The organism is Pseudoroseicyclus sp. H15, from assembly GCF_054353345.1.
Window position 1 is genome coordinate 113,124 of the sequence record NZ_JBTHJE010000004.1, and the last position, 14,135, is coordinate 127,258.

15 protein-coding genes are annotated in these 14,135 nt (G+C 67.5%); 11 read left to right on the forward strand and 4 right to left on the reverse strand.

Annotated features, from left to right (window positions below; genetic code table 11):
- The first annotated feature begins 5 nt into the window (after nt 1-5).
- The 11 genes from glpD (at nt 6) to soxA (ending at nt 10,508) form a co-directional block, all read left to right on the forward strand.
- Entirely contained in the window at nt 6-1,529 is a 1,524-nt protein-coding gene (glpD, locus tag ACXN5S_RS09910) for a glycerol-3-phosphate dehydrogenase (RefSeq protein WP_458605269.1), read from the forward strand.
- Entirely contained in the window at nt 1,526-2,980 is a 1,455-nt protein-coding gene (gene glpK, locus ACXN5S_RS09915; protein ID WP_458605270.1) for a glycerol kinase GlpK, read from the forward strand. Before glpD ends, glpK begins: the two co-directional genes overlap by 4 nt.
- 63 nt (nt 2,981-3,043) lie before the next feature.
- Nucleotides 3,044-3,970: an XdhC family protein gene (locus tag ACXN5S_RS09920; protein ID WP_458605271.1), complete on the forward strand. Its 927-nt coding sequence runs from the start codon at nt 3,044-3,046 to the stop codon at nt 3,968-3,970.
- Nucleotides 3,971-4,168: 198 nt separating this feature from the next.
- A complete protein-coding gene (locus ACXN5S_RS09925; RefSeq protein WP_458605272.1) occupies nt 4,169-4,621 on the forward strand; it encodes a (2Fe-2S)-binding protein in 453 nt (150 codons plus the stop codon).
- A 13-nt stretch (nt 4,622-4,634) separates the two neighbouring features.
- Nucleotides 4,635-6,809, forward strand: a complete 2,175-nt coding sequence (locus ACXN5S_RS09930) for a xanthine dehydrogenase family protein molybdopterin-binding subunit (protein WP_458605273.1) — start codon at nt 4,635-4,637, stop codon at nt 6,807-6,809.
- Between the two features lie 119 nt (nt 6,810-6,928).
- Nucleotides 6,929-7,240, forward strand: a complete 312-nt coding sequence (locus ACXN5S_RS09935; protein WP_458605274.1) for a c-type cytochrome — start codon at nt 6,929-6,931, stop codon at nt 7,238-7,240.
- On the forward strand, nt 7,237-8,496 hold the full coding sequence (locus ACXN5S_RS09940; protein ID WP_458605275.1) for an FCSD flavin-binding domain-containing protein: 1,260 nt from the start codon (nt 7,237-7,239) through the stop codon (nt 8,494-8,496). Before ACXN5S_RS09935 ends, ACXN5S_RS09940 begins: the two co-directional genes overlap by 4 nt.
- 49 nt (nt 8,497-8,545) lie before the next feature.
- Nucleotides 8,546-8,902, forward strand: coding sequence for a sulfur oxidation c-type cytochrome SoxX (gene soxX, locus ACXN5S_RS09945; protein WP_458605276.1), 357 nt, complete (start codon nt 8,546-8,548; stop codon nt 8,900-8,902).
- Entirely contained in the window at nt 8,899-9,354 is a 456-nt protein-coding gene (locus ACXN5S_RS09950) for a thiosulfate oxidation carrier protein SoxY (protein ID WP_458605277.1), read from the forward strand. The genes soxX and ACXN5S_RS09950 overlap by 4 nt, the downstream gene beginning before the upstream one ends.
- Before the next feature lie 3 nt (nt 9,355-9,357).
- Complete coding sequence (gene soxZ, locus ACXN5S_RS09955) at nt 9,358-9,675, forward strand: thiosulfate oxidation carrier complex protein SoxZ (protein ID WP_458605278.1); 318 nt, start codon at nt 9,358-9,360, stop codon at nt 9,673-9,675.
- A gap of 122 nt (nt 9,676-9,797) precedes the next feature.
- On the forward strand, nt 9,798-10,508 hold the full coding sequence (soxA, locus tag ACXN5S_RS09960; RefSeq protein ID WP_458605279.1) for a sulfur oxidation c-type cytochrome SoxA: 711 nt from the start codon (nt 9,798-9,800) through the stop codon (nt 10,506-10,508).
- 62 nt (nt 10,509-10,570) lie between these two features.
- Here soxA and ACXN5S_RS09965 read toward each other — a convergent pair whose 3' ends face one another.
- Genes ACXN5S_RS09965 through ACXN5S_RS09980 form a run of 4 tightly spaced genes read right to left on the reverse strand, consistent with a single transcriptional unit; the run spans nt 10,571 to nt 14,122 of the window.
- On the reverse strand, nt 10,571-11,851 hold the full coding sequence (locus ACXN5S_RS09965; RefSeq protein ID WP_458605280.1) for a TRAP transporter large permease: 1,281 nt from the start codon (nt 11,849-11,851) through the stop codon (nt 10,571-10,573).
- A complete protein-coding gene (locus ACXN5S_RS09970; RefSeq protein ID WP_458605281.1) occupies nt 11,851-12,375 on the reverse strand; it encodes a TRAP transporter small permease in 525 nt (174 codons plus the stop codon). Before ACXN5S_RS09970 ends, ACXN5S_RS09965 begins: the two co-directional genes overlap by 1 nt.
- A gap of 51 nt (nt 12,376-12,426) precedes the next feature.
- A complete protein-coding gene (locus ACXN5S_RS09975) occupies nt 12,427-13,401 on the reverse strand; it encodes a C4-dicarboxylate TRAP transporter substrate-binding protein (RefSeq protein ID WP_458605282.1) in 975 nt (324 codons plus the stop codon).
- Nucleotides 13,402-13,447: 46 nt separating this feature from the next.
- Nucleotides 13,448-14,122 (reverse strand): GntR family transcriptional regulator, encoded by a 675-nt coding sequence (locus ACXN5S_RS09980; RefSeq protein ID WP_458605283.1) that lies wholly within the window; start codon nt 14,120-14,122, stop codon nt 13,448-13,450.
- Nucleotides 14,123-14,135 lie beyond the last annotated feature (13 nt).

A 14,135-nucleotide genomic window follows, 5' to 3' on the forward strand; every position in this document is an offset into this window, starting at 1 on the left:
CTGAGGTGAGTGATGCGGCGCCCTTCGACCTGTTCGTCATCGGTGGCGGGGTCAATGGCACCGGTATTGCGCGCGACGCGGCGGGGCGCGGCCTGAAGGTTGGCCTGGCCGAAAAGGGCGACCTCGCCTCTGGCACCTCCTCGGCCTCCACCAAGCTGTTCCACGGCGGGCTGCGCTACCTGGAATACGGCGAAATCGCGCTGGTCCGGCACGCCCTGGGCGAGCGCGAGCGGCTCTGGCAGATGATGCCGCATATCGCGCATCCGATGCGCTTTGTGCTGCCGCTCGACGCAAGCATGCGCTTCGATACCACCACGCCCGTCTCTCGCCTGATGCCCTGGATGCGGGGCCGGCGCCCGGCCTGGATGATCCGCACGGGGCTGTTCCTCTACGATCATCTCGGCGGGCGCGACAAGCTGCCGGCCACCAAGCGGATCGACTTGAGGAAGGCCCCGGAAGGCACTGTTCTGAAAGACACCTTCAAGACGGCGTTCGAATATTCCGATGTCTGGGTCGATGATGCCCGGCTCGTCGTGCTCAATGCCCGCGACGCCGCGGCGCGGGGTGCCACGATCCTGCCCCGCACCGAGGTTACCGGCGCGCGGCGCGAGGGCGAGTTCTGGCATATCGGGCTCGCGGGCGGCCGCGAGGTGACGGCGCGGGCGCTGGTGAATGCCGCCGGGCCCGCGGTGACCGAGGTGCTGACGGGGCCGCTGCAGCGCAATGACGCGCCGAAGATCCGGCTGGTACGCGGCAGCCATATCGTGGTGCCCAAGCTCTTCGATCACGGCAAAAGCTACTTCTTTCAAGGGCCTGACGGGCGGATCATCTTCGCGATCCCCTATGAGGATGCCTTCACGCTCATCGGCACCACCGATGTCGAGCATCCCTCGCCAGAGGTGCGGCCAGAGGCGAGCGGCGAAGAGATCGACTATCTCTGCACGTTCGCCTCGCGCTATTTCCGCCAGCCCGTCACCCCGGCGGATGTGGTGTGGACGTATTCCGGCGTTCGCCCCCTGCAGGACGACGGGCAGGACGCCAGCGCTGCGACGCGCGATTACAAGCTGGAGCTGACGGGCACGCCGCCGGTGCTGTCGGTCTTTGGTGGCAAAATCACCACCTACCGCCGCCTCGCTGAGGAGGCGATGGAGAAGCTCACACCGCTGATCGGCGGCACGGGGAACTGGACGGGCGGCGCGACCCTGCCCGGCGGGGATTTTCCTGCCGATGGACGGGCGGCGCTGGAGGAGAGGCTGCGCGGAGATTACCCATTCCTGACAGAGATTTGGGCGGCGAGGCTCATCCGCAGTTACGGCACCGAGAGCTGGAGCCTGCTGGACGGTGCCGGAGCCGAGGCCGACCTCGGCCGCGCTTTCGGCGCCACGCTGACAGAACGCGAAGTCGGCTGGCTCATTCGGGAGGAATGGGCCCAGACGGCAGAGGATGTGGTCTGGCGGCGCAGCAAGCTCGGCCTGCATATGAGTGAGGAGGAACGGGCGGCGTTGGCCGCCTGGATGGAGGAGCGATGAGCATTCTGGCGCTCGATCAGGGCACAACCTCGAGCAGGGCGATCCTGTTCGGCGATGACATGGTGCCCGTCCGGCAGCATCAGCTTGAGTTCAAACAGCATTTCCCCCGCTCCGGCTGGGTGGAGCATGACCCGGCAGACATCTGGCAGACGACGCTCGACAGCGCGAAAGAAGCCCTCGCCGGCGAGCAGGCCGACGCCATCGGCATCACCAACCAGCGCGAGACGGTGGTGGTTTGGGACAAGGCGGGCAGGCCGATCCACAACGCCATCGTTTGGCAGGACAGGCGCACCGCCGAGCTTTGCCGCACGCTGCGGGGTGAGGGGCTGGAGGCGGACGTCACGGCCCGCACCGGCCTGATCATCGACCCCTATTTCTCCGCCACCAAGCTGGCCTGGCTGCTGGAGAACGTCGAAGGTGCTCGCGAAAAGGCCGAGGCCGGCGAGCTGCGCTTCGGCACCGTCGACAGCTGGCTGATCTGGAACCTCACCGAGGGCCGGGTGCATGCCACCGATGCCACCAATGCCTGCCGCACGATGCTGTACGACATTCATCGCGGCGATTGGGACGAGGACATCTGCGCCCGGCTCGGCATCCCGCGCGCCATGCTGCCCGAGGTGCGCGATAGCGATGGGGACTTCGGCGAGACGACGCTCTTCGGCGGCGCCATCCCGATCCGCGGTGTGGCGGGCGACCAGCAGGCGGCGACGCTGGGCCAGGCCTGCTTCGCGCCCGGCATGCTGAAAAGCACCTATGGCACCGGTTGCTTCGCGCTGCTCAACACGGGGGGCGACGCGATAACGTCCGAGCATCGCCTGCTCACCACCATCGCCCACCGCTTGGGCGGCGAGGTGACTTATGCGCTGGAGGGCTCCATCTTCATCGCTGGCGCCGTGGTGCAATGGCTGCGCGACGGGCTGAAGCTGATCGAGGCCGCGCCCGAAGCCCAGCCGCTCGCTGAGACCGCAGACGAGGGCCATCGCCTGACGCTGGTCCCCGCCTTCACCGGCCTCGGTGCGCCGCATTGGGCGCCGGAGGCGCGCGGCGCCATCTTCGGCCTCACCCGCAATTCCGGCCCGGCGGAGTTTGCCCGGGCGGCGCTGGAGAGCGTGGGCTTTCAGACAGCCGATCTGATGGCCGCGATGAAGGCCGACTGGCCCGAGATGGGCGACGCTGTGTTGCGCGTCGATGGCGGCATGAGCGCCAGCGATTGGACGATGCAGTTCCTGGCCGATATCCTCGGCGCTCCGGTGGACCGCCCCGTGGTGCAGGAAACCACAGCGCTCGGCGCCGCCTGGCTGGCGGGGCAGGCCATCGGCGCCTGGCCCGATCAGGCCGGTTTCGCCGAGGCCTGGAAGCTCGACAAACGCTTCGAGCCGCAGATGAGCGAGGCTGACCGGCAGGAGCGCATGGCCGAGTGGCAAAGCGCCGTGGCGCGCACCATCGGTTGAGGCTGGCCGGCCGGCCCGAGAAAGCTTAGATTGATATCAACCTTCAGCGCCCGCGAGTCCCCGATGCAGCTGCCCGCCCTTTCCACCACTTCCGTCATCGCCCCCATCTTGGCGCTGCGCGGCGCCGAGGCGCCGGGCACGCTGGCGGTGATCACTGGCGTCGAGGGGCCGTCGTACAGGCCGCTAGGTGCGATGATGGCCGTTCTGCCCGGGCGGCAGAGGGCGGGCTCGCTCTCGTCGGGCTGCGTCGAGGGCGACATCGCGCTCCATGCCGAGGAGGTGCTGGAGGCCGGCAAACCCCGCTCTGTCCGCTACGGGCGCGGCTCGCCCTTCAAGGACATCCAGCTGCCCTGCGGCGGCGGGCTGGATGTGCTGCTGGTGCCGTCGCCTGACCCCGCCGCGCTGGCAGCGCTGGAGGAGGCCTATGCCGCCCGCCGTCCCGCCGTGCTGCGCATTGAGGCCGAGACGGGCGCCATGGCGCTGCAAGAGCAGGGCGCAACCGGCTGGGAGGGCGACAGCTTTCTCATCCGCATCGAGCCGGAGATCTGCTTCTACGTCTTCGGCAAGGGGCCCGAGACCTCCACCTTCGCGGGCCTCGTGCAATCTGCCGGCTACCCCAACCTCATCCTGTCGTCCGATGATGAGACTTTGGCGGCGGCGGAGGAGGCGGGCTGTGCCACGCGGCACCTCACCGGCGCGAGCTTTCCCGAAGACATCGCACCAGACGACCGCTCGGCCATCGTGCTGTTCTTCCACGATCACGATTGGGAGCCGCCCATCCTCAAGGCGGCGCTGCAAACGCCGGCCTTCTACATCGGCGCACAGGGCAGCCAGCGGGCGCGGCAGATGCGCGACTTCGACCTGCAGGCGCTCGGCGTGGCGGACGAGGGCCTGTCGCGGCTGCGCGGCCCCATCGGGCTGGTGCGCTCAGCCCGCGACGCGCGCACCCTCGCCATCTCGGTGCTGGCTGAGATCCTCGCCGAAGCATGACGCAACAGCTGTTGATTTGAAGCTGAGTATAGGCCCCGCCTATCACCCGGATAGGCATTCCTAATAAAATGCAATATCAACGGCCTGTGACTCGAACTTTATCTTCTCTTCACGTCACCGTCTGTTGCGCTGCGAAGGCACTGGCGTAGGCTTTCGCGCAAGCGGCGCATTGGCGCCTGTCCTGAGGAGGAGCGATCCATGGTGCAACTCAATGTCAACGGCGTCAGCCACGATGTGGACGTCGAGCCCGATACCCCGCTGCTGTGGGTGATCCGCGAACAGCTCGGCATGACCGGTACGAAATACGGCTGCGGCGTCGGCGCCTGCGGTGCCTGCACGGTGCATATCGACGGCCTGCCGACCCGCTCCTGCACGCTTCAGGTCGGTGACCTGCGCGAGGGCGAGAAGATCACCACCATCGAGGGGCTGTCGGAAGATCTGACCCACCCGGTGCAGAAAGCCTGGGCCGAACTCGACGTGCCCCAGTGCGGCTACTGCCAGTCCGGCCAGATCATGGCCGCGGCGGCGCTGCTCAACGATTATCCCAATCCGACCGATGACGACATTGACGCGATGATGATGAACATCTGCCGGTGCGGCACCTACAACCGCATCCGCGCAGGCATCAAGCGCGCCGCAGAGATGCTGTAGGGGAGGAGAATCCATGACCGAACAATTCAAACTCTCCCGCCGGGGCTTCCTGGCGAGCTCAGCGGCAGCCGGTGGCTTCGCTCTGGGCTTCGGGCTCAACTCTGCCGCCGCGCAGGACGCGGCTGCCGGGGCGACGCCCGAGATCAACGCCTGGGTCGTCATCAACCCCGACAGCACCGTGGTTGTGCGCGTCGCTAAGCAGGAAATGGGGCAGGGCACACTGACCGGCCTCGTCCAGCTCGTCGCGGAAGAGCTCGATGCCGATTGGGACAATGTCACCTACGAGCTGATCTCGGCCAGCGAGAACGTCGCGCGCGACCGCGTGTGGGGTGCCATGGGCACCTTCGGTTCGAACGGGATCCGTTCTAGCCAGCAGATGGTGCGCACCGGCGGCGCTGCCGCCCGCCACATGCTTCTGGCCGCCGCGGCCGAGCAATGGGGCGTCGATGCCGCTGAGCTGACCGTCTCGAAAGGCGTCATCACCGGCCCGAACGGCGACACGCTGACCTATGGCGACGTGGCCGAGGCCGCTGCCGGCATGGAAGTGCCCGAAGAGGTGGCGCTGAAGGACCCGGCGGACTGGACGATTGCCGGCCAGCCGATGCCGCGCCTCGACACGCTCGACAAGCTCGACGGCAGCCGCATCTACTCGCTCGACCACACGATGGAGGGCATGCTCAACGCCGCCGTCATCATGTCGCCCGTGCTGGGCGGCGTCATCACCAGCTTCGATCAGGGCGCGGTGATGGACATGCCGGGCGTCAAGAACGTCCTGCAGCTCGATGACAGCACCATCGCCGTCGTGGCCGACACGTTCTGGCGGGCCAAGGTTGCGGCCGATGCCCTGCCCATCGAATGGGATCTGGGTGAGAACGCCAACTTCGGGCAGGAACAGCTGCACGCCATGCTGGATGACGGACTTGATGCCGAGGAAGCCTTCGTTGGCAACCAGAGCGGCGATGTCGAAGCGGCGCTGGCCGATGCGGCGCAGGTTGTCACCGCCGACTACCACTTCCCGTGGCAGCACCACGCCACGATGGAGCCCATGAACGCCACCGCGCTCATGACAGACGGCGCCTGCGAAGTCTGGACGGCCACGCAAGACGCCGAAAGCGCCCTTGCCGCCGCCTCCAACGCCTCTGGCCTCGATATCACGGCCTGCCGCGTTCACCGGATCAATCCTGGCGGCGGCTTCGGGCGCCGGGCCTCGAGCCAGGATTACGTGACGCAGGCGGTGCAGATCGCCAAGGAGATGCCGGGCACCCCCGTCAAGCTCATCTGGACCCGCGAGCAGGACCAGACGCACGGCACCTACCACCCGACGACCAAGGCCCGCTTCACCGGCGGTCTCGATGCCGATGGCAACCTGACGGCGATGCACATGCGCATCTCCGGCCAGTCGATCCTCGCCGGCCTGATGCCTTTCGCCCTGCAGGACGGCATGGACCAGACGATGTTCCAGGGCCTCAACGCTGAAAGCGAAGAGGGCGAATTCGGCTACACCGTGCCGAACCTGCTCATCGACCACGCCATGCGCAATCCGCCGGCGCGGCCCGGCTTCTGGCGCGGTGTCTGCAACAACCAGAACGCCTTCTATCTGGAGAGCTTCATCGACGAGCTCGCCGTGGCGGCCGGGAAGGACCCGCTGGAGTTCCGCCGGGGCCTGATGCAGGACCATCCGCGTCACCTTGCCGTGCTCGACAAGGTGGCCGAGGGCATCGGCTGGGATACGCCGCCGGAAGAGGGCGTCTATCGCGGCATCAGCCAGCACATGGGCTACGGCTCCTATGTGGCGGCGGCGGCCGAGGTTTCGGTCGATGACCGTGGCAACGTGAAGATCCACCGCATCGTCGCGGCGACCGACCCGGGGCACGTGGCCAACCCGCAGCAGATCGAAGCGCAGATCGATGGCTCCTTTGCCATGGGCCTGTCCGCCGGTCTCGTCAGCGAGATGACCATGGAAAACGGTCAGTTCCAGGAAACCAACTTCGACACCTACCCCGTGGTGATGATGGCGGACATGCCGCCGGTCGAGCCGCATCTGGTGCCGTCGGGCGGGTTCTGGGGCGGCGTGGGCGAGCCGACGATCTTCGTCGCGACCCCCGCAGTGCTCAACGCCGTCTACCAGGCGACCGGCAAGCGCGTGCGCCAGCTGCCGCTCTGGAAGACGGACCTGACAGCTGACTGACGCCAGCGCCTAACGCCGCTGCGGCCCCCTTGGGCGGGCCGCCGGCAAACACCCCAGGCGGGCGGCTCTGAGAAGGGCCGCCCGTTCATCCCCCGCCTGAACCCTCCAAGGAGGCGCCGATGCGGTTTGCATTCACAGCTTTGATCCTGGCCTCGCTGCCGCTGGCCGCCTCTGCGCAAGACGCGCCGGAGACGCTGGCCGGCATGATGGCAAACGCCCCGCCGGGCGGCCTGGCCTGCACCGGCTGCCATGGGGTGACCGAGGACGCGCCGCTCTCGCTGGCGCAGATGGCGCCGGAAGATATCGAAGCGGCCATGGCGCATTTCCGCGCGGGCGAGCGAGAGGGCACCATCATGCCCCGCATCGCCCCGGGCTTCTCGCCCGATGAGGTGGCGGCCATCGCGGCCTGGATCACGGGAGTGAGCGAATGACCCTCAATCGACGCACCATGCTGGCGGCGACCGGTATGGCTATCGCCACCGCGCCCTTCGCGCTTCGCCCCGTCATGGCGCAGGATGCCGGCCGCATTGTCGTGGTCGGTGCCGGCTTTGGCGGCGGCACCGTCGCCCGGCTGCTGGCCGGGGCGGGCCACAACGTGACGCTGGTCGAGCGCAATGCCGAATTCAGCACCTGCCCCTTCTCGAACACCGTGCTCGGCGGCATCAATGCCATGTCCGCCATCACCTTCAGCTACGAGGGCCTGCGCGCCGCCGGGGTCGACGTGATTCAGGGCGAGGCGGTGGGCGTGGATGGCCAGAGCCTTGTGCTCGCCTCCGGTGACAGCCTGCCCTTTGACCGGTTGGTGCTCTCGCCTGGCGTCGACATGCGCTACGACGCCATCCCCGGCTATGACGAAGAGGCGGCGGAGCTGATGCCCCACGCCTGGAAGGCCGGGCCCCAGACGGAGCTTCTGCGCAGCCAGCTTGAGGCCATGCCCGACGGCGGCACCGTCGCCATCTGCCCGCCGGCCAACCCCTTCCGCTGCCCGCCCGGGCCCTACGAGCGGGCGAGCCTGATCGCGCATTATCTGAAGACAGAGAAGCCGAACTCGAAAATCCTCATCCTCGATGCCAAGGACGCCTTCTCGAAGCGCGACCTCTTCGAGGAGGCCTGGGCGACGCTCTATCCCGGCATGATCGAATGGGTGCCGTTCTCGCTGGGCGGCAATGTCACCTCAGTCGATGCCGACGCGATGACGATCAACACCGACTTCGACAGCTACCAGGTGGACGTAGGCAACGTGATCCCGCCGCAGAAGGCCGGGGCCATCGCCGAGGCAGCCGGCGTGGCGGATGAGACGGGCTGGTGCCCGGTGCATGCCGACACCTTCGAAAGTACGCTCGTGCCCGGCATCCACGTGCTCGGCGACGCCTCGCTCGCCGGCGCGATGCCGAAATCGGGTTTCTCGGCCAATGCGCAGGGCAAGGTCGTGGCCGCCGCCATCGACGCGATGATGCGGGGTGACACGCCGACCACGCCCAAATACATCAACACCTGCTACTCGCTCGCGGCGCCCGATTACGGATTCACCGTTGCCGGCGTCTACGATGTGCGCGATGACGAGATCGTGTCGATCGAGGGCACGGGGGGCGTCAGCCCGCTCGGCTCTGATGCTGCAACCCATGCCGCCGAAGCGGATTACGCCCGGGCTTGGTATGAGACGATCACGCAGCAGATCTGGGGTTAGCGCCGTGCTGGCCGCGCTTGTCGCAGCCGCACCAGCGCTCGGTCAGGGGATGGAGGAGCCCCTGACCACCAATCCCGGCGACGTGGCGAATGGCCGGGCCATCGTCACCGAACCCACACGCGGGCTTTGCGTGCTCTGCCATTCCGGCCCGTTCCCCGAGGTGCCCTTCATGGGCGATCTCGCGCCGCCGCTGAACGGGGTGGGCGACAGGCTGAGCGTGGCGCAGCTGCGCCAGCGCATCGTCGACAGCCGGGTGATCAACCCGGCCACCATCATGCCGCCCTATCACGATCTTGAAGGGCTCGACCGGGTTGGCGATCGCTGGGAAGGGCATACATTGCTGACAGGGCAGGAGGTGGAAGACGTCGTCGCCTTCCTCGCCACCCTGACGGAGGAGCAAGAGTGACCCTGCTGAACCCCACCCGCCGCGGCTTTCTCGCCGCCGGCCTCGCCAGCCCGCTGATCCTGCGGATGACGCCGGCTTTGGCAACGCCCGAGACGATGCGCACCGCCATCGACGAGTTCACCGGCGGCGCCGAGGTTACCGTGGGCCGCGTCGAACTCGACATTCCGCTGCTGGTGGAAAACGGCAATACCGTGCCGCTGCGCGTGGCGGCGGAGAGCCCGATGACGGGCGAGGACTACGTCGAGGCCATCGCGATCTTCAACGAGATCAACCCCTTGCCCGATACGGTTCGCTTCTTCTTCTCCCCCATGTCGGGGAAGGCCGAGGCGCAGACACGCATTCGCCTCAACGGCACGCAGCATGTCCACGCCGTGGCGCGCATGTCTGACGGCTCGTTCTGGTCTGCCGAGACCAACGTCGTCGTGACCGCGCCCGCCTGCAGGGAGACCTGAGCCATGGCCGTGATGATCAATGTGCCGGAGACGGCGGCAAAGGGCGAGCAGGTCGAGATCAAGCTCATCATCTCGCACCCGATGGAAACGGGCTTTCGCACCGGGCCCGACGGCAAGCTGGTGCCGCGCAACATCATCCACGAGATCACCTGCCGCTACATGGGGGCAGAGGTGTTCCGGGCCGAGCTGCACCCGGCGGTGGCGGCGAACCCGTTCTTCTCCTTCTGGCTGACGGCCGAGGAGAGCGGCGATGTCGAGCTGAGCTGGGTGGATGAGGCGGGCGATACGGCCACCGAGACGCGGCCGCTCGAGGTGAGCTGATGGGGCGCCAGGCGGCCAGTGTGGAGGGGGGCGCGGCCCCCCGCCTTCGGCCCCCCCGGAGTATTTCGAAGAAAGCGAGGGCAGGGGCGGCGCTTGCCGGGCTGGTCTCGCTGGCGGCCCCGTTGGCGGGGCAGGACGGGCGCGTCTCAAGCTACGACATCATGGCGCCCGAGCTGCAGCAGATGCAGGACGACGATTTCTCCAACCCCGGCCTGCTCTGGGCGCAGACCGGCGAGGGGCTGTGGAGCGAGGCGGCGGGCAGCAAGGAGGCCTCCTGCGCCGATTGCCATGGCGCGCCGGAGGATATGGAGGGTGTCGCCGCGCGCTATCCCGACTGGGATGAGGAGAGCGGCCGCGCCGTCGATCTGGCCGGGCGCATCAATCTTTGCCGAGAGCGGCACCAGGGCGCCGAGGCGCTGGAGCGCGGCAGCGAGCCGCTGCTGGCGCTGACGACGCTAATCTCGCTGCAATCGCGCGGGCTGCCCATCGCGCTGCCCGAGGGCGAGGCGCTCGATGTCGTGCGCGCCGAGGGAGAGCAGATGTTCTTCACGCGGATGGGCCAGCTCAACCTCTCCTGCGCCTCTTGCCATGACGACAATGCCGGGGCGCATCTGATGGCGGCGGAGATCCCGCAGGCGCATCCGACGGGCTATCCGCAATACCGGTTGGAATGGCAGGAGATGGGCGACCTCGACCGGCGGCTGCGCAATTGCATGGTGGGTGTGCGGGCCGAGCCGTTCGGGGCCGGCAGCGAGGAATTCGTGGCGCTGGAAGCCTATCTGAAGGAGCGCGCCGCCGGGATGGAGATGGAAGCGCCGGCGATCCGCCCCTGAGGCTTCCGACACTAAGAGCCGGCCGGCGCGAGGAGGCACGCCGGCCGGTGGCTTCCCGTTTGTCAGCCAAACATCCAATTCGGGAGGAAGAGGACGAGGCCCGGGAAGAACAGCACGATCGCCACGACTGCGAAGATCGCGAGGAAGAAGGGGATCGACTCCCGCACGTATTCCTCGACCCGTACGTTCAGGATCGAGCAGACCGTGTACATCGCTACCCCTACCGGCGGGGTCATCGAACCGAGGGTGACGATGGTCATCATCAGGATGCCGAAATGCACCGGATCAACCCCCGCCGCCTTGACGACGGGCACCAGAATCGGGGTGAGCAGCAGCACCAGGATGGTGCTCTCGATGAAGAGGCCGGCGATGAACAGCCCAAGCAGCACGACGGCGACAATGACGATGGGGTTCTGCAGCCCGGTGAGCAGCGCGTCGGCCACCTCCTGCGGTACGCGCAGGAAGATGATCGCAAAGCCCAGCATGCCCGACATCAGGATGATGAGCATCACCATGCCGATGTCGCTGAGCGCATCACCAAGGGCGCGCTGCATCCCCTCCCACTGCATCACCCGGTGGCCGAGCGTGCCGACGAGGATGGCATAGACCACCGCGAAGGCGCCGACCTCGGAGGGGGTGAACACGCCGCCGCGGATCGAGACGATCAGAAGCACCGGGAAGAGCAGGGCCCATTTGGCATCCCAGGCCGCCCGGCCGAGGGCGCCGAGCGTGGGGCGCACGGCCTCGGGGTCGCCATAGCCGCGGCGGCGGGCGATGGCCCAGGCGGCGACCATGAGGAAGGCCATCATCATGAAGCCTGGCACGATGCCCGCCATGAACAGCCGCCCGATGGAGACCTGGCCGACATAGCCGTAGAGGATCAGCCCGATGGCGGGCGGGATGGTGGCGGTGATGAGCGATGAGAGCGCGATGACCGCAGCGGTGAAGCCCTTGGAATAGCCCGAAGACAGCATCTGCGGCCCGACCACCCGGCTTTGCATCGCCGCATCGGCCACGGCGGCGCCCGAGACGCCGCCCATCAGCGTGGAGAGGATGATCGAGACCTGCGCAAGGCCGCCGGCCATCCAGCTGACGGCGACATGGCTGAACTTGAAGAGCCGGTCGGAAATGCCGCTCTCGTTCATCAGATGCCCGGCGAAGATGAAGAAGGGCACCGCCAGAAGCGGGAAGCTCTGGCTGACCGTGGCGATCTTCTGCACGGCGATGGAGAGGGGCATTACGTCGCTCTGCAGAAAGAACGTGAAGCCTGCCATGCCGATGGCGATGGCGATGGGCGCGCCCAGCACCATCAGGGCGACGAAGACGATGGAGATCATGCCCATCAGATCGCCTCCGACCGCGAGCGGGCGGCCTCGGCCGAGGGTGTTTCGAGATTGCGGTCGAAGACCAGCCGGTCGTCGGAGCGCCAGGCGCCCAGCAGGTTGGCGCTGATCGAGCCGCCGAGCAGCAGGCTGCCGGCAGGCACCGCGATGGTGACCCAGGCGTAGGAAAGGCCGCTGTCGCCGAACTGCCGCTCGATGTTCAGCAGGGTCAGCTTCACCCCCTCGACCGCAAGCACGGCGAGGAACACCAGCGTCAGCAGGGCGATGCCGGTCTCGACAAGGCGGCGGATGCGGTAGGGCGCGAGGCGGATCACCAGATCGACACCCAGATGCGCGCGCTGGCGCAGGGCACGGGTGGCGCCGATGAAGCAGAGCCAGATGAACAGAAGCTGCGCCAGATCGACGGACCAGACCAGCGGGTGCCCGAAGGTGCGCATCAGGGCGGCCACGAAGACCAGCCCGGTGATCACCATCAGAATGAGCGCGCCGATCACGAATTCGGCGCGGGTGTAGATGTGGGCCATGCCCCCTCCCCGGGAAGGCGGCGGGCCGCGATGGCGGCCCGCTGCGCGTGGTTACTCGCCGGCGGCGATGGCGCGCACCTGGTCGCGCAGATCGCCGTAGCCCAGATCGTCGTAGACGACGGCGGTCGCGTCGCGGAACACCTGGGTGTCGATCTCGTCGACCGTCACGCCGCCATCGACGAGCTGCTGCTCGATTGCATCGAGGCTGTCCTGCGTGCCGTAGGAGGCGATGTCGCCAGCCTTCAGGCTCTCATCCAGCAGCATGGTCTGCAGGTCTTCCGGCAGGCTGTCGAACCAGCCGGCCGAGGTGACGAGGCCGGTGATCAGGTTGATGTGGCCCGTCTTGGTGACGTGGTCGATCACCTCGTTGAGGTTCGCGCCAACGATGGCGGGGAATTGCGCCTCGGCGCCGTCGATGACGTTCGAGGACAGGGCGGAATAGACATCGGCCCAGGGCATCGGGGTGGGCGTGGCGCCCATTGCCTCGATCGTGCCCATCCAGACGGGCGCGCCGGGGGTGCGCATGCGGATGCCGGCCAGATCCTCGGGCCCGGTGATGGCCTTGTTGGTCAACAGATGCCGCTCGCCCTGCCACCAGTTGAAGCTGAGCACCTGCAGCCCCGAGCTGTCGGCCATCTCGTCGACCCAGCCCTGGAAGACGTCGGAGGTCACGACATTGCGGATGCCCTCGTAGCCCGAGGCGAGGAAGGGCGCGCCGAGAATGCCCATCTCGTTCTGATAGACGGCGAGCCGCCCGCCATCGACGACGACGGCGACAGGTGCGCCGGCACGGGCCTGCTCCAGCACGTCTTCGTCAGGGCCGAGCTGCGAATTGGGGTAGAGCACGATCTCCAGCCGGCCATCGGAGGCCTCGGCGACATTGTCGCGCAGCGCCTCGAGCCCGGCATAGAGCGGGTCGTTGGTGGCGAGGGCGGTGTTGATGTTGAGCGTGTAATCCTGCGCCTGCACGGCGGCGCCGAAGAGCAGGCCAAGGGCGGTCGCCCCGGTCAGTACGGAATGCTTCATTGTCTCTCCTCCTGTTGGTGCGGGTGTTCTCTCCCCCCGCGTCTCCTCACTCGAAGTGGGTCTCGTTCTCGCCGGCGATGATGGGCAGATCGTCGACGATGGTATTGAGATGCCGGCGCATCGCGGCCTCGGCGGCCGTGGGCTCGCCGGTGGCGATGGCCTCGACGATGGCGCTGTGTTGGGCGATGAGCTTCGCCTTGGGAAAGCGCTGCAGGCTGAGGTAGCGCACCCGGTCGAGCTGAGCCTTCAGCCCCTCGATGACATGCCAGGCATGCACCCGGCCCACGCCCTCGGCGAGCAGGCGATGAAAGCCGTCGTCGAGCTCGATGAAGGCGGGGATGTCCTCGGCCTTCTGCTGCAGGGCCACGAGGGCGCGCAGCTCGTCGATATCGGCGGCATGCATGTTGCGGGCGGCGAGGCGCACGACATCGGCCTCGATGGCCTCACGCACGAAGCGGGCATCCTCGACCATACGGCGCGAGATCTTCGGCACGATGGTGCCGCGCTGGGGGCGGATCTCCAGCAGGCCCTCTTCGGCGAGGCGGATGAACACCTCGCGCACGGGCTGTCGGGAGACATTGAATTCCGCCGCCACGCCGGCCTCTGACAGGCGGGTGCCGGGCACCAGCTCGCCGCGCACGATGCGCAGGCGCAGCTTGTCGAACAGCTGGCCGCCGATGGGCTGGCTGTCGTTAAGCACGGATTGCGGCTGCATGATCATCGGTCTCACTCCC